Genomic DNA, 15701 nt, shown 5'->3' on the forward strand with positions numbered 1-15701 from the left:
GGCGGCGTCTACGCTGAAGCCATGACCGTCGAACCGCCCGTCGCCGACCGCCGGCCCGTCACCCGCATCCACCACGGCGACGAGGTCGTCGACGACTACGAGTGGCTTCGCGACAAGGACGATCCCGACGTCATCGCCTACCTCGAGGCCGAGAACGCCTACACGGACGCTCAGACGGCCCATCTGGAGACGCTGCGCGGCGAGATCTTCGAGGAGATCCGGTCGCGCACGAAGGAGACCGATCTCTCGGTCCCCGTCCGCGAGGGCGGGTGGTGGTACTACACGCGCACCGTCGAGGGTGCCCAGTACGGGATCCATTGCCGGGCACCTCTCTCATCCGAGGACGACTGGACTCCTCCGTCGATCGCCGACGGATCCGGCCTTCCCGGCGAGCAGGTGCTTCTCGACGACAACGTCGAGGCCGAGGGTGCCGAGTTCTACTCGCTCGGGAGCTTCGACGTCTCCCCCGACGGGACGCGGCTGGTGTGGGCGGCCGACACGGTCGGCGACGAGCGCTACACGCTGCGCATCCGCGACCTCGAGACCGGGCAGGATCTGCCGGACACCGTGCCGGGCACCTTCGCGGGAGCGGTCTTCTCCCCCGAGGGCGACGCCGTCTACTACCCGACCGTCGACGACGCCTGGCGTCCCGACACGATCTGGCGGCACGCGGTCGGCACGTCGGGTGAGGACGACGAGCTGGTGTTCACCGAGCCCGACGAGCGGTACTGGGTCGGCGTGGGCGTCACCCGCTCGAAGCGCTACGTGGAGATCGTCGTCGGGTCGAAGATCACCAGCGAGGTCCGGCTGCTCGACACGCGGAACCCGGATGCGGGCTTCCAGGTGGTCTGGCCGCGGGAGATCGGGGTCGAGTACACGGTCGAGCACGCCGTCGTCGGTGGCCACGACCGCCTCCTCGTGCTGCACAACCGCGGGGCCGTCGACTTCGAGCTGCTCGAGGTCGACCCCGAGCGCCCTGCCGATCCCGCGCACCAGCGCGTCGTCCTGGCCCATCAGCCGGGCCGCCGGCTCGAGGAGGTCTCCGCGTTCGCCCGCTTCCTCACGGTCGACTACCGGCGGGAGGGGCTCACCCGGATCGCCGTGCTGCCCCTCCCCGCGCTCGCCGAGTCGATCGACTCGGGGGCGCTCCTCGAGCTGACGTTCGACGAGGAGCTCTTCTCCGTCGGCACCTCGAGCAACCCGGAGTGGGAGCAGCCGACGGTGCGCTACGGCTACACGTCGTTCGTCACGCCGCCGTCGGTCTTCGACTACGACGTCACCACCGGGGTGTCGACCCTCCTCAAGCAGCAGCCCGTGCTGGGCGACTTCGACCCGCAGGCCTACGAGCAGAGCCGGATGTGGGCCACCGCCGCCGACGGCGTCTCGGTCCCCGTGTCGGTCGTGGCGCGCAAGGGCGTGCTCGGCGCGGGTCCTGCGCCGCTCGTGCTCTACGGATACGGGTCGTACGAGGCCAGCATCGACCCCTCCTTCTCGGTCGCCCGGCTCTCGCTCCTCGATCGCGGCGTCGCCTTCGCGATCGCACATGTCCGCGGCGGCGGGGAGATGGGGCGCGAGTGGTACGAGCACGGCAAGACGCTCACCAAGCGCACCACGTTCACCGACTTCGTCTCGGTGGCGGAGCACCTCGTCGACGTCGGCGTGACCGCATCCGATCGGCTGGTCGCGCAGGGCGGCAGCGCGGGCGGTCTGCTCATGGGAGCCGTCGCCAACCTCGCGCCCGAGCTGTTCGCGGGCATCCTCGCTCAGGTGCCGTTCGTCGACGCGCTCACCTCGATCCTCGACCCGTCGCTGCCTCTCACGGTGATCGAGTGGGATGAGTGGGGCGATCCGCTGCACGACCCCGAGGTCTACGCGTACATGAAGTCGTACACGCCGTACGAGAACGTCGCCGATCTGCCCTATCCGCGCATCCTCGCCACGACGAGCCTCAACGACACCCGCGTGCTCTACGTCGAGCCGGCCAAGTGGACCGCGCGGCTGCGCACGGTGGGTGCCCCGGTGCTGCTGAAGACGGAGATGTCCGCCGGCCACGGCGGCGTCAGCGGCCGCTACGAGCGCTGGCGCGAGGTCGCCTTCGAGTACGCCTGGATGCTCGACGTCGTCCTGCCCTCGGCCTGAGCCCACCGGCGCGCGGATCTGACACTCGTGGCGGCCTGAGCCGGCGCGAGCCCCCCACGAGTGTCAGATCCGACGCGCAGGCGCCCGCGCTCCGGGCCGAACTTCGCGGGGAGCGACCGACGGGTGCGGGTTGCGCCTGCACCGCGCGTCCTGAAGGCTCTCGTGGGCCTCGACACGACGCTGCGCGGGCGCAACCCGCACCCACGCGCTGGCGGCTCCCCGGACGCTCTTCCCGCGATCGCTGATCTGACACTCGTGGCGACCTCACGCGCGCCGCGAACCCCCACGGGTGTCAGATCCGACGCGCAGGGGCCCGGAACCGCGCGGGGAGGGACCGACGGTGCGGGTTGCGCCCGCGCCGCGCGTCCTGAAGGCGCCTGAGGCCCCGACGCAACGCTGAGCGGGCGCAACCCGCAACCACGCGCTGGCGGCTCCCAGACACTCTTCCCGCGATCGCGGATCTGACACTCGTGGCGGCCTCAGGCGGCGCGAGCCCACCACGAGTGTCAGATCCGACGCGCAGGGGCCCGCGCTCCGGGCCGAGCTTCGCAGGGAGCGACTGGCGGCGCGGGTTCCGCCCGCGCCGCGCGTCCTGAAGGCGCCGGAGGTCCCGACGCAACGCTGAGCGGGCGCAACCCGCGCCCACGCGCGAACGGCTCGCGGAACATGCTCCCCGAAACAGCGGACTTGTCGCTCGGGCGGCCGGACCGGACACGCACCCCACCGCTGCCGATCTGACACTCCTGGCGACCTGACGCGCCGCGAGCCCACCACGAGTGTCACATCCGCGAGCGGAGGATGTGCGGTGCCTCATGCACGGCAAGCGGAAGCGGCGGCGTGGACGTCGCTTCCGCGTCTCCGGGGCGAAGCTCGGGCGCCTAGACAGGTCCCGGCCGTGCGCCGCAGGGGCGGCGGCGCACGAACGGGCGCGCCCCTCAGCCGAGGGCGTCGCGGAGGAGGGAGACGAGGGCGTCGAGCTGGACGGAGTCGCCGGAGGAGACGGCGACGTCGGAGCCGTCGAGGGCACGGGCGGCGAGCCCCTGCTTGCTGTCGATGAGCTCCGCGATGCGGGTGTCGATCGTCTGGGCGGCGACGATGCGCCACGCGGTGACGGGCTCCTCCTGGCCGATGCGGTGCACCCGGTCGATCGCCTGGGTCTGCTCGGCCGCCGTCCAGGACAGCTCGGCGAGGACGACGTTCGACGCCGCCTGCAGGTTGAGGCCCACGCCCGCAGCGGTGAGCGAGCAGACCGCCACCGACACCTCCGGGTCCTCGTTGAACGCGTCGATCTCGCGCTGCCGCAGGGCCGCGCTCTGGTCGCCTCGGATCGACACGGTCTTCAGGTCGCGCTTGGCGAAGATCTCCTCCGCCGCGTCCATCACGTCGATGTGCTTGGCGAAGAACACCACCTTGCCCACGGAGCGGGCCAGCTGTGCGGCGTAGTCCGCGGCCAGCGGCGCCTTCGCGGTACCGATCTGGCGGACCATCGTGAAGACGTTGAGGCCGGTCTCTGTGCCGGAGGTGTCCTCCAGCTCCTGGCGGGCGACGAGACGCATGAGGTCGTCGTCGGGCGCCTCCCCGATCTCCTCGTCGCGCGACGCGGCCCGCGCCGACACGAGCCGGCGGTAGCGCACGACCAGTCGGGCCGCCAGCTCGCGCTCGGCCTCCCGGATGGAGCGGCCGAAGTCGTCGTCGAGCTCGACCGGCAGGTCGACGATCCGCTTCGACGGGAGGTCGGCGGCGACGTCGATCTTCCGCCGGCGGACGATGCCGAGGTCGATCACGGCCTCGCGCGCGGCCGGGAAGAAGCCGTGGTCGGCGGGCGTGAGACCGGTCTCCTCGAGCCGGTCCATGAGCGGAGCGGCGGGCTTGTCGCCCTCGATCCAGCCGAGGAACTGCCAGATCGCCCGGAAGTCGTCGACGTCGTTGATGAGCGGGGTCCCGGTCAGGGCCACCATCAGCGGGTCGCCGCCGGGGGCCGTGCGGCGGATGCGGTCGGCCAGGGCCAGCACGTTGCGGGACCGCAGCGAGTTGAGGTTCTTGATGAAGTGGGCCTCGTCGATCACCATGCCCTTGAAGCCGAGGGAGCCGAGCCACGACAGGTGCCGGTCGAGCACCTCGTAGTTGACGACGACGACGTCGGCGAACGCGTCGAGGTTCTCCCCGTCGCCGTGGACGACGGTGGCGCGGCGCTGCGGCGTCCAGATCTCGACCTCGCGTGCCCAGTTCATCTTCACGACGTTCGGCACCACGGCCAGCAGCGGGTATGCATCCGCGACGGAGGCGGCGAGGAGCGACTGCGCGGTCTTCCCCAGGCCGGGCTCGTCGGCGAGCAGGAACGTCCGGTGCCCCTCCTGCACGCTCATGAGGAAGCGGGCCTGATGCTTCATGAGCTCGTGGCCGTTCGGCGAGAGCCGGTCGATGCGCGGCGCCTCGGGCAGCTCCATGCTCGCGGCCTGGCCGCCGGCGCCGTACTCGAACGCGCGGTAGAGCGGGCCGAGCAGCTCCCAGTTGGCGAGACGCCCGACGGCATGCGGGCGAGCCGGGGTGAGGTCCGGCGCGAGGAACGGGTTCGCCAGGCGCCGGGCCTTGACGGAGGACGGGACGACCTGACGCTCGGCCAGCTCCGGCGGGACCACGGTCGCCGCCTCGGTGAGCTGGGGCGCGGGCTCCTCCTCGGGCACGTCGTGACCGGCGTCGAGGAGGTACTCGCGCCGGAGGCTCCGCGCGGCGGGCGAGACCGCGGCGTCGTTCTCGAGCAGTGCGATGAGGGAGGTGTCGCGGGCGGCGGTGCGCGCGAGGATCGAGGCGATCCCGTCGAGGCGCTTGAGCTGCTCGGCGCGATCGGCCTCGCTCAGCGTCTCGTCGGACTTGATCGAGGCCCGCTCCTCGCGCATGAGCAGGGCCACCACGAGGAACTTCGTGCGGTTGGACGGCGAGACCTTCCCGCGGCCGGCCGCCGCCTCGACCTCGCGCACGCGGCGCGCGAGGATCGGGATGAGGCCCGTGTTGTCTGGGCTCTTCGTACGGCGTCCGCCGGACCTTGACATCGTTCTCCTGTGGAGGTGTGGCGTCGTCCCCGATCGACACGGGGACGGGAGAGCTGCCGGATCGCGAGGGTCGTACGATCGGCCGCTGAGTGACGGGAGCCGGGGCCGAGCGAGCACGAGACGTGGTCGGCGCGAAAGATCGACTGGATCCGTCGGAGTCGATTCTACGGCAGTCGGACGCTCAGCGCCTCTCGGCGGGCCGTGGCACCTTGATGAGGATCCCGCTGGCCACGAACACGGCCGCGGCCGCGATGTGCAGCGCCTGGAAGACGAGCGTGTCGAGGTCGATCGGGAGCACGGGGTTCCACACCACGGCGATCGGCACGAGCCCGAGCAGCCACCACCACTGGCGGGCCTGGAGGGCGAAGACGCACATGATGAGCGCGAGGATGCTCACGAGGTAGCGGCCCAGCGTGAACCAGTCGGAGTCGACTACGGCGACGAAGGCCATCAGCACGACCGCGCCGAGGAGTCCCGGGGCCAACGCGGGCCGGGTGAAGGCGGGGGTGGTCTGCCTGGTGCTCATCTCTCGCCAATCCTACGTGCCCCTCGATATGGTGATGGCATGAGCATCCCCTCGGTCCCCGGCACCTCTCCGTATGCCGGGCCGCAAGGCCTCTGGACGGCAGACCCGGAAGAGCTTGCGGCCCGCCTGTTCGTCACCGTGTTCGCCGGCCAGGGGGCCGTTCCGCTCCCCCAGCGCGACATCTCCGACGTGTACGCCATCCTCGCGTCGCTGGGCGGCTACTCGCTGCCCGACGTCCGTTCGGGCAACACGCAGCCCCTGGGGCTGACGGTCCAGCTCGCGCAGGAGTGCATCCTGCTGTGGGAGCGCGCCACGGTCGCCACCCGGCTGAGCGCGGGCAGCGGACCGGTCGCCCAGACCATCACGATGCTCCGCTTCGGACCGGGCGTGCTCGGCGCGAGCGACCCGGTCGCCGCGCTCAAGGCCCGCCTCAAGTGACCCTGTCGCCTTCTCCTCGGCGCCTCGGGTGACCGCACCCGACGACGCGGTCGGGCGACTCCGCGAGCTCCTCCGCATCCCCACCGTCTCGAGACCGGACGTGTCCGATCTCGACACCGACGCGTTCGCCTCGTTCCGGTCCACCGTCCAGGCGCTCTACCCCGCGCTCCACGCCGCGGCGGAGCGGGAGCTCGTCCTCGAGCACACGCTGCTCTACCGCTGGCCGGGAGCCGCCGAGGGCCCCGCGACCGTGCTCATGGCCCACTACGACGTGGTCGCCGCGCCCGACGAGGGGTGGACGCATCCGCCGTTCGCCGCCGAGCTCGTGGGCGACGGCGCCCAGCAGGAGCTGTGGGGTCGGGGCGCGCTCGACGACAAGGACTCCGTGGCCGCAATCCTCGAGGGCGCCGAGGCGCTCGCCGAGACGGGCTTCGTCCCCGCGCACGACGTCTACCTCCTGTTCGGACACGACGAGGAGACGAACGGGACCGGCGCCCGCGAGGCCGCTCGGCTCCTCGAGGCACGAGGGGTGCGCATCGGGCTCGTCCTCGACGAGGGCGGCGCCGTGGTCGACGGGGTCTTCCCGACGGTCGACCGTCCCCTCGCGGTCGTGGGGGTCAGCGAGAAGACCACCACGATGATCGAGCTGCGTGTGGAGCAGCAGGGTGGCCACGCCTCCACGCCGCCGCGCGAGACGGCGACGTCGCGACTCGCGCGGGCGATCGTGCGGATGAACGCGCATCCGTTCCCCGCGACGCTCAATCCGCCGATCGAGCGGATGCTGCGAACGATCGCGCCCCACGCTCGGGGGATCGTCCGGTTCGTGCTCTCCCGCCCGAGGCTCTTCCGTCCCCTGCTGCTCCAGCTGCTGACGAGGATCGGCGTCGAGACGAGCGCCCTCCTGCGCACCACGGCCGTCGCGACGATGCTCTCCGCGGGCCACGCACAGAACGCGCTCGCCGAGTCGGCGACCGCGGTGGTGAACGCGCGCGTGGCCATCGACTCCGACACTGCACGCACCGTCCGCAGGCTGAAGCGGGTCATCGCCGACGACGGGGTGACGATCAGGGTGCTCCAGGCCGCCCGCCCCTCGGCGGTCTCCGCGATGGACGGACCGGGATGGGACCTGGTCGCCGAGACCATCACCGCGGTCTACCCCGACGCGGTGGTGGTGCCGTACGTGCAGACCGGCGCCACCGACTCGAGGCAGTTCTCGCACCTCTCCCCCACCGTGTACCGGTTCAGCCCCTTCCACATGACCGCCGAGGAGCGAGCCGCCCTCCACGCGAAGGACGAGCGCATCCACGTCGGCGCCTACCTGACGGGCATCGCGTTCTTCGAGAGGCTGATCGCGCGCCTCTGAGACGCCAGGGGGCTAGGAGAGCTCGCCGAGCTCCGGCAGCCGGATGGGCCGGCTCGACGGCGGGAGGTCGCGGACCCGTTCGACGCCCGGGACGAGCTCGGTGAGCCACGCCTCGTACCCCGCCTCGTTGAGGTGCAGCCCGTCGTCGGTGTAGGCGTCGTTCAGGCTGCCGTCCTCGAGGGCCATCACGGGCCAGAGGTCGAGGTAGTGCGCCTTCACGGTGGCGGCGAACTGCCAGACGTGGCGGTTGATCTCGCGGAGGAACTCGGCGTACTCCGCGCCGCGCGGGAGGACCGACTGCACCAGGATGCGCGCATCCGGAAGGGCCTGACGGAGCATCACGAGGATCGTCTCGATGTTCCGCACCACCTGCTCGACGGCGCGCCGGTTGGCCACGTCGTTGGTGCCGATGAGGAGCACGACCGTGTCGGGGTCGAGCGCGGTGACCTCGTCGAGGCGCTCGATGAGCCCCTCCGTGGTGTCGCCGCCCCGGCCGAGGTTCACCGCCTCGACGTCGGGGAACCACTCCTGCCAGCGACCACCCTCCGTGAGGCTGTCTCCGGCGAAGACGATGGTGGGCTTCTCGGTCATCGGGTGCCTCCTCTTCGGGCGGGTCCGGTGGGGGTGCTCTCCATCCTCTCGGGCTCGTCGCCCCGATGCAAAGCGGCCGTCTCGCGATCCGCGGCCAGGGCGGACTCCGTGATGCGGTTGGCCATGCCGTTGAAGATGATGCCGTGGAAGGGCAGGATCGCGAACCAGTACAGGCGACCGCCGAGTCCCTTCGGGAAGAAGACGGCGCGCTGGTGGTATCGCGATCCCGTGCCCGTCGGCTCGACGCTCATCTCGAGCCAGGCCCGGCCCGGCACACGCATCTCGGCGCGGAGCCGCAGCGACCGGGGCCGGTCGATCTCCTCGACGCGCCAGAAGTCGAGGGCGTCGCCGATGGCGAGCCTGCGCGGATCCCGTCGGCCGCGCCGGAGCCCGACACCGCCCACGACCTTGTCCATCCAGCCCCGCAGCGCCCAGGCCAGCGGGAAGGAGTACCAGCCGTTCTCACCACCGATGCCCTCCACGACGGTCCAGACGGCCTCCGGGGAGGCGTCGGTCGTCCGGTCCTTCACGTCGGTGTAGACCGTGTGGCCGGCCCAGTCGGGATCGCTCGGCAGCGGATCGGCCGGCGCGCCCTGCACGTCGGAGTCCTGCCAGCTCGTCTCGACCTCGCCGTCGCGGGTCTTCTGCAGCGCTCGGCGCACGGCCAGGCGGTACGGCGAGAGTCCCTCTTCCGGATCCGGGATCCAGCGGGCGATGTCGTGCTCCCGGGCGACGCACTCGTACTGCAGGCTGGCGATGATGGGCACCGCGAGCGACCGCGGGATGGGCGTGACGAGGTTAACCCACTGCGAGGCGAGCCAGGGCGTGAAGACGGGGAGCGAAGCGATCGGACGCTGGTGGAGTCCCGCTTCGAGCGCGTACCCGTTCATCATCTGGCCGTACCGCAGCACATCCGGGCCGCCGATGTCGAAGGTGCGGTTCACCTCCGGCGGCAGGTCCGCCGCCGCCACGAGGTAGTAGAGCACGTCGCGGATCGCGATGGGCTGGATGCGGTTGCGCACCCAGCGGGGCGCGGGCATGTACGGGAGAACCTCGGTGAGGTGGCGGATCATCTCGAACGACGTCGACCCGGATCCGATGATGACCCCGGCCTGGAGCGCCGCCGTCGGGACGCCGGAGGCGAGGAGCACCTCACCCACCCGGGTCCGGGAGCGCAGGTGCGGGCTCAGCTCCTCGCCGTCCGGGTGCAGGCCGCCCAGGTACACGATGCGGCCCACGCCCGCGGACTCCGCGGCCTCGGCGACGCCACGGGCCGCGTCCTCCTCGGCCTGCTCGAAGTCGCCGCCCGAGCCCATCGAGTGCACCAGGTAGTAGAGCACGTCGACGTCGGCGACGGCCTGCGCGACGGCGTCGCGATCCCCGAGGTCGCCGACGGCCACCTCGACCTCATCGGCCCACGGCACGTCTCGGAGCTTCTGGGGGTTCCGCACCAGCACCCGCACGGTGAACCCCGCCTCGAGCAGTCGAGGCACGAGCCTGCCGCCCACGTATCCGGATGCGCCGGTCACCAGCGCGCGTCGAGTCGTCATGTCCCTCACACGCTAGCCCCGACCGCCCGGACCCGCTCGCCTCAGCGTCGTCGCTCGTCCTCCAGGAGGACCGGGCGCGAGACCACGACGCCGACGATCGCCGAGGACGCCCCGACCGCACCCAGCACGACGAGGGGGACGGTCCACGCGCCCGTGGCCTCGTGGAGCACGCCGACCAGCAGGGGGCCGAGCGCGCTCAGCGCGTACCCGCCTCCCTGCACGAACGCGCTCAACGCGACGGCGCCCTCGTGGGTCCTCGTCCGCAGCGAGATGAGCGCGAGCGACAGCGGGAAGAGCAGCGGACCGAGGCCGATGAGCGCGACCCACAGCCAGATGGCGGAGGACGGGGCGAGCAGCAGCCCCAGGTATCCGGCGACGTAGAACCCGGACCCCGTCAGGATGAGAGGGAGCACGGAGCGCATCCGCGCCGCCAGGACGGGGACCAGCAGCGCCGCGGGCAGTCCCATCACGGCGAAGAGCGACAGCAGAGCGCCCGCCTGCTGGTCGGTGACACCGGCGACGTCCGTCAGCACCTCGGGCATCCACGCGAACATCGCGTACGCGTTGAAGCCGGTGGCCGCGAACATCGCCAGCAGCGACCACGCCACGACCGATCGGTGGACCCGTCCGTTCCAGGCGCGCTCGGGGACGTCCGCCTCCGGATCCGTCGCGCGCGCCCGCCGGCCCTCGCGGACGAGCAGGAGGATCCAGGGGATCATCGTCGCGACGGCGAGCACGCCCCAGATGCTCAACTCGAACCGCCAGCCCGCGGCATCCGCCACCGGCACGGCGACGAGCGGCGGCACCGTCGCCCCGATCGCGAGGGCGGTGGCGTAGACGCTCGTCATCAGCCCGATGCGCTCCGGGAAGTACTTCTTGGTCAGCGGCGGTAGCAGGACGTTGGCGACCCCCATCCCGGCGAACGTGATCACGCTGCCCAGCAGGAGCACGGGGTACGACGTCGCGAGTCCCCGGACGACGTCGCCCAGGCCTATGGCGGCCAGGGCCACGACGAGCAGCGCCTCGATGCCCAAGCGTCGCTGGAGCGGCGGGGTCAGCAGACCGAACGCGGCGAAGCAGAGCGGCGGCAGCATCCCCAGGATGCCGAGGCCGGCCGCGCTGAGCGGGATGTCGGCGCCCACCTCGTCGACGACCGGCGACAGGGCGGCCACCGAGGTGCGGAGGTTCAACGCGAGGACCACGATGCCGACGAGCGCCAGCACCCCGCCGGCCCGGCGGCGAGCCGTCTCGCTCACGCGGCGGGCGTCACGAGAGCATCTCGCGGATGCGCCGGACGTCGTCGTCCATCTGCGCGATGAGCGGCTCGACCCCCGTGAAGCGCACCTGACCGCGCACGCGGTGCAGGAAGGCGACCTCGACGAGATGGTCGTACAGGTCGAGCTCGCGGTCGAGCACGTAGGCCTCCACCTGCTTGGGAGGCACGCCCTCGAAGGTCGGGTTGCTGCCCACGGAGATCGCGGCCGGGTACACCCGGTCGCCGTCGGTGAGCGTGCCGGCGTAGACGCCGTCGTCGGGGATCAGCCCCTCGCAGTCCGGGGAGAGGTTCGCCGTCGGGTAGCCGAGCTCGCGTCCGCGGGCGGCCCCGTGCACGACCACGCCGCGCACCGAGGGGGCCCGCCCGAGCAGCTCCGTCGCGCCCTCCACGTCGCCCTCGGCGAGCAGCTCGCGGATCCAGGTCGACGACACCTTTCGGTCGCCCTCCGGCCGCACGTCGGCGACGACGTCGACCTCGAAGCCGAGTGCCGGGGCCAGGCTCCGCAGCGTGTCGATGGACCCCGCGCCCTTCGCCCCGAAGCGGAAGTCCTCGCCGACCATGACGAACTGGGCTCCGCAGACGTCGCGGAGGACCCGGGCGGCGAACTCCTCCGGGCTCATCGCGGCGAGCGTGGCGTCGAAGGGCAGCAGGAGCGTCGCCTCGACCCCGGCCTCGGCGATGAGGTCGAGCCGCTGGGCGTTGCTCACCAGGGGCGCCGGACGGGCGGCGGGATCGAGGTGCGCGAGGGGATGGCGGTCGAACGTCACCACGACGCTCGTCAGACCGCGTCGGCGGGCGACGCCCACGAGCTCGTCGATGACGGCTCGATGTCCGCGGTGGAGGCCGTCGAACTTGCCGATCGTGACGGCGCTCGGTCCGAACCCGCTCGGGACCTCCTCGAGCGACCGGAAGACCTTCATGCCTGCGACCGCCTCGTGCGGTAGAGCCAGAGCATCCCGAGCACGGGCAGCACCAGGGGCACGAACAGGTAGCCCATCCCGAACCAGGACCACACGGACGCGTGGGCGAAGAGCTCGGGATGCGTGAGGCTCAGAGTGCCGACCGTGAGCACGCCCACCAGCTCGAAGGAGATGGTGATCCACGCCACCCGGTACCAGACCCGTCCGGGCGCGATCAGGGCGATGGTGGCCACGATGTAGACGACGGCCGCCAGGGCCGAGAGCGAGTACGCGACGGGCGCGTCGTCGAACTCCCGCACGATCTGGACGAACGAGCGCCCGGTCGCGGCGAGGGCGAGGATGCCGTACACGACGACGAGCACCAGGCCGATGCCCCTGGCGCGAGGACGACGCTGCTTCGGAGTGCTCTCGACGGGAGCTGCGGGGTTCTGGGTCGCCATGGCGGATACGAGTCTAGGCCATCGCCCGTTCCGCTCGGCGGCCCGCGCCCTGTGCGCCGAGGCCGGTCAGACGCCCTGGACGAGCCAGATCTGGTTCATGCGCCAGACCATGACCGCGATGGCCAGGCACACGGCGCCGATGACCACCGTGCTCCACCGACTCCGCTCGACGAGCGCCCAGAAGCCGCCGGCGATCGGCAGCAGGATGGCCGACACCAGGTACACGTAGAACTCGAGGGGGTCCCCGCTCGGCGGGTTGCCGACCGCGGGCGCGATGAATGTCACGACGAGCTGCACGATCAGCAGCAGCTCCACCAGCGCCAGGGCGCCCATCGTGAGGTCGCTCGGCACGCGTCGCAGGAGGCCGAGGACGACGCAGAGGATGCCCGCTGCCACGGCGATCAGGACCTGCGCGATGCTGAACCAGACGACCACGTCAGCCCTCCGCCCCGTCGGTCGGGAAGTTGACGAGCGTGCGCGCGATGCCCCGGTCGACCCGGACGAGACCGATGAGACGCCCGTCCTCGGCGATCGCGGCCACCGGCCCGGCTGTGTCGGAGTGCTCCACCGGGATCCGTTTGCCCTGGCTCAACGCCACGGCACCGACGGCGTCGAGACGCACCACCGGGAAGAGCCGTTCCGCGGTCGCGGCGGCGCCGAGCAGCTCCGGCCTCTCGTCCGGCAGGCTCGCGCCGTCGACCGCCTCCGTGACCGCGAACGGGCCGATGGCCGTCCGCCGGAGCGCCGTGAGGTGGCCGCCGACCCCCAGGGACGTCCCCGCGTCGCGCGCGATCGCACGGATGTACGTCCCGGAGGAGCAGCGCACCACGATGTCGACGTCGATCACGTCGTGTCCGTCGACGACGAGACGCCGGGGCTCGGCGGTCCGCGTGATCGACTCGATGGTCACCGAGCGCGGCGCGAGCTCCACGTCCTCCCCCGCCCGCACGCGCGCGTACGCCCGCCGGCCGTCGACCTTGATCGCGCTCACGGCGCTCGGCACCTGCTGGACGTCGCCGACCTGACCGGCGAAGGCCGCGTCGATCGCGGCATCGGACACCGTCCGGCTCGGCGCCCAGGCGACGACCTCGCCGTCGGCGTCGTCGCTCACCGTGGAGGCGCCGAGCCGGACGGTCGCCCGGTACTCCTTGCCGAGCCCTACGACGTACGTGAGGAGCCGCGTCGACGCGCCGACGCCCAAGACGAGGAGCCCCGTCGCCATGGGGTCGAGCGTCCCGGCGTGGCCCACCTTGCGCGTTCCGAGGGCACGCCGGGCGCGAGCGACGACATCGTGGCTGGTGATCCCCTGGGGCTTGTCGACGAGCAGGATGCCGCTCTGCGGCGCCGGGGGTGCGATCACCCGAGCAACGCTAACAGCTGACGGCCGAGCATCGTCCGCGCCCGTGGGCGGAGCACCCGCCGTCAGCAGCTGTCGGCGAAGACACGACGCGGATGCGCCGGATCGGCCGCGTCGACGATCGCCGTGGCGCCGAAGCGCGGTCCCGCCTCCGCCTGGTAGAGCTCGTCCGCGCCCCGGAGCACCTCGGGCACGTCCGCCCAGCGCGTCTCGACGTAGACGGTCGCGTTGAACCGCCCGCGCAGGCCGGGACGCTGCAGGAACGGCCCATCGAGCACCAGGTAGGCGTCGGGGCCGGCGGTGGTCCAGGCCGACTCCGCGACGGTGTCGCGCTCGGCGTCGAACGCCCGGAGCTGGAAGCCGGTGCTGCCCCCCAGCTTGAAGGGCGCGAGCAGCACCCGCTGAAGCGTCGGGACGTCGTAGCGATCGAAGTACTCCCCCGCGGCCGTGGCCGGCACGCGCTCGGCGGGCATCCGGAAGTCGTCGAGGCTCGCGCGGACCACCTGGCGCCCGTCGCGCCGGAAGGCATGGGCCAGCTCGTCGGCGATCGGCCGGGTGCCCGCGATCCCGTCGACCGCGACAGCGATGCGTCCGCGACCGTAGTTGTGGGTGATCTCGGCGGCGAGCCCGTCGGCCAGCAGCGAGGCGGGAGTGGTCTCGAGCTCCATGGATCCAGTGTACGAGCGGCGATGCGTACAGTGGTCGGGTGCCGAGCGCCCGAACCGACCTCCAGGATGCGGTGATCGAGTGGTTCGCCCTCGAGGCCCGCGATCTCCCCTGGCGACGACCCGGCTTCAGCCCGTGGGGCACCCTGGTCTCGGAGATCATGCTGCAGCAGACGCCCGTGGTCCGGGTCGTCCCCCGTCTGGCGGAGTGGCTCGAGCGCTGGCCCGAGCCTCGCGACCTGGCCGCGGATGCACCCGGCGAGGCCGTCCGGATGTGGCGGTCCCTCGGCTATCCGCGCCGAGCGCTCCGGTTGCACGCCTGCGCGGTGGCGATCGTCGAGCGCTTCGACGGGCGCGTGCCCGACGACGTCGAGGACCTGCTGTCGCTCCCCGGCATCGGCGACTACACCGCGCGCGCCGTGGCGGTGTTCGCCTACGGGCGACGCGCCCCCGTGGTCGACACGAACGTGCGGCGCGTGATCGCCCGCGCGGTCGAGGGAGCCCCGGACGCCGCCGCCCCGAGCGCCCGACGCGACCTCGCGGCGATGGACGCACTCCTCCCCGCCGACGTCGTCGACTCGACCCGGTTCAACGCGGGGATGATGGAGCTCGGGGCTCTGACCTGCACCGCCCGCTCACCGCGGTGCGAGACCTGTCCGGTGGCGACGGTCTGCGCCTGGAGACGGCGAGGTTACCCCGAGGACGAGGTCGCGCGCCGACCCGTGCAGAAGCGCTACGAGGGCTCCGACAGGCAGGCCCGCGGGATCCTGCTCGCCGCGGTCCGCGATGCGGACGCGCCGGTCGGGGAGGCGGCGCTCAGGCTCGCCCTCCCCGACGTGGCCCGGTTCGGACGAGCCCTGGATGGACTCCTCACCGACGGCCTGCTCGAGCAGGCCCCCGACGGACGGTTCCAGCTGCCCGGACTCGCTCAGTCCTCGTCGTCGTCCTCGTCGGCCTGACGCGGCTTCACGTACGGGTCCTCTTCGCCGGCGTAGCTCGCCGACTTCGCGAGCGACTCCACCTCGGCGTCCCGAGCGTGCGCCTCGGCCAGCAGGCCCTCGATGTGCTGCGCGTTCTCGGGGATCGCATCGGCGATGAACTCGAGCGACGGCGTCAGCCTCGCGGTGATGTTGCGACCGACCTCGGTGCGGAGCATGCCCGTCGCCGCCTTGAGGGCGGCGGCCGAGTCGGCCCGCTCCTGATCGGTGCCGTACACCGTGTAGAAGATCGAGGCGTGCTGCAGGTCGCCGGTCACCCGCACATCCGTGATGGTGACGAACCCGAGGCGCGGATCACGCAGCCCCCTGTCGAGCCGCTTCGCGACGATCTCCTTGATGCGGTCGGCCATCTTCCTGGCTCGTGCCTGGTCCACCATGTCCTGTGCCT

General features: G+C 72.0%; 15 protein-coding genes. 4 read left to right on the plus strand and 11 right to left on the minus strand.

Annotated elements, in window-relative coordinates; all coding sequences use genetic code 11:
• Nucleotides 1-21: 21 nt before the first annotated feature.
• Nucleotides 22-2139, plus strand: a complete 2118-nt coding sequence (locus IEX69_RS03280) for a S9 family peptidase (RefSeq protein WP_085019699.1) — start codon at nt 22-24, stop codon at nt 2137-2139.
• A 935-nt stretch (nt 2140-3074) separates the two neighbouring features.
• On the opposite strand, the gene IEX69_RS03285 is transcribed toward IEX69_RS03280, so the two are convergent.
• On the minus strand, nt 3075-5189 hold the full coding sequence (locus tag IEX69_RS03285; protein WP_085019700.1) for a DEAD/DEAH box helicase: 2115 nt from the start codon (nt 5187-5189) through the stop codon (nt 3075-3077).
• Between the two features lie 181 nt (nt 5190-5370).
• The gene (locus IEX69_RS03290) at nt 5371-5715 is read right to left on the minus strand and encodes a DUF6804 family protein (protein WP_085019701.1); all 345 of its coding nucleotides are present in this window, start codon (nt 5713-5715) and stop codon (nt 5371-5373) included.
• 39 nt (nt 5716-5754) lie between these two features.
• On the opposite strand from IEX69_RS03290, the gene IEX69_RS03295 reads away from it, so the two are divergent.
• On the plus strand, nt 5755-6153 hold the full coding sequence (locus IEX69_RS03295; RefSeq protein ID WP_085019702.1) for a hypothetical protein: 399 nt from the start codon (nt 5755-5757) through the stop codon (nt 6151-6153).
• Between the two features lie 28 nt (nt 6154-6181).
• Nucleotides 6182-7516 carry a M20/M25/M40 family metallo-hydrolase gene (locus IEX69_RS03300; RefSeq protein ID WP_085019703.1) on the plus strand — a complete coding sequence of 445 codons (1335 nt, stop codon included), beginning with the start codon at nt 6182-6184 and terminating at the stop codon, nt 7514-7516.
• 12 nt (nt 7517-7528) lie between these two features.
• Here the strand turns inward: IEX69_RS03300 and IEX69_RS03305 are convergent, their stop codons facing one another.
• From IEX69_RS03305 to IEX69_RS20790, 8 genes are all read right to left on the minus strand, one after another.
• Nucleotides 7529-8107, minus strand: coding sequence for an SGNH/GDSL hydrolase family protein (locus tag IEX69_RS03305; RefSeq protein ID WP_085019704.1), 579 nt, complete (start codon nt 8105-8107; stop codon nt 7529-7531).
• A complete protein-coding gene (locus IEX69_RS03310) occupies nt 8104-9657 on the minus strand; it encodes an SDR family oxidoreductase (RefSeq protein ID WP_085019705.1) in 1554 nt (517 codons plus the stop codon). Before IEX69_RS03310 ends, IEX69_RS03305 begins: the two co-directional genes overlap by 4 nt.
• 41 nt (nt 9658-9698) lie before the next feature.
• Complete coding sequence (locus IEX69_RS03315; protein ID WP_085019706.1) at nt 9699-10913, minus strand: MFS transporter; 1215 nt, start codon at nt 10911-10913, stop codon at nt 9699-9701.
• A 10-nt stretch (nt 10914-10923) separates the two neighbouring features.
• The gene (locus IEX69_RS03320; RefSeq protein WP_085019707.1) at nt 10924-11853 is read right to left on the minus strand and encodes a bifunctional riboflavin kinase/FAD synthetase; all 930 of its coding nucleotides are present in this window, start codon (nt 11851-11853) and stop codon (nt 10924-10926) included.
• The gene (locus tag IEX69_RS03325; RefSeq protein ID WP_085019708.1) at nt 11850-12293 is read right to left on the minus strand and encodes a hypothetical protein; all 444 of its coding nucleotides are present in this window, start codon (nt 12291-12293) and stop codon (nt 11850-11852) included. The genes IEX69_RS03320 and IEX69_RS03325 overlap by 4 nt, the downstream gene beginning before the upstream one ends.
• A 66-nt stretch (nt 12294-12359) precedes the next feature.
• The gene (locus IEX69_RS03330) at nt 12360-12728 is read right to left on the minus strand and encodes a hypothetical protein (RefSeq protein WP_085019709.1); all 369 of its coding nucleotides are present in this window, start codon (nt 12726-12728) and stop codon (nt 12360-12362) included.
• A 1-nt stretch (nt 12729) separates the two neighbouring features.
• A complete protein-coding gene (gene truB / locus IEX69_RS20785; RefSeq protein WP_085021447.1) occupies nt 12730-13650 on the minus strand; it encodes a tRNA pseudouridine(55) synthase TruB in 921 nt (306 codons plus the stop codon).
• Nucleotides 13651-13715: 65 nt separating this feature from the next.
• The gene (locus tag IEX69_RS20790; protein WP_085019710.1) at nt 13716-14318 is read right to left on the minus strand and encodes a nucleoside/nucleotide kinase family protein; all 603 of its coding nucleotides are present in this window, start codon (nt 14316-14318) and stop codon (nt 13716-13718) included.
• Between the two features lie 38 nt (nt 14319-14356).
• On the opposite strand from IEX69_RS20790, the gene IEX69_RS03340 reads away from it, so the two are divergent.
• Nucleotides 14357-15274 (plus strand): iron-sulfur binding domain-containing protein, encoded by a 918-nt coding sequence (locus IEX69_RS03340; protein WP_229756216.1) that lies wholly within the window; start codon nt 14357-14359, stop codon nt 15272-15274.
• Here IEX69_RS03340 and rbfA read toward each other — a convergent pair.
• Nucleotides 15244-15690 (minus strand): 30S ribosome-binding factor RbfA, encoded by a 447-nt coding sequence (gene rbfA / locus IEX69_RS03345; protein WP_085019711.1) that lies wholly within the window; start codon nt 15688-15690, stop codon nt 15244-15246. The two genes, IEX69_RS03340 and rbfA, sit on opposite strands and share 31 nt — an antisense overlap.
• Nucleotides 15691-15701 lie beyond the last annotated feature (11 nt).

Source organism: Cnuibacter physcomitrellae, assembly GCF_014640535.1.
Classification (GTDB): Bacteria; Actinomycetota; Actinomycetes; order Actinomycetales; family Microbacteriaceae; genus Cnuibacter; species Cnuibacter physcomitrellae.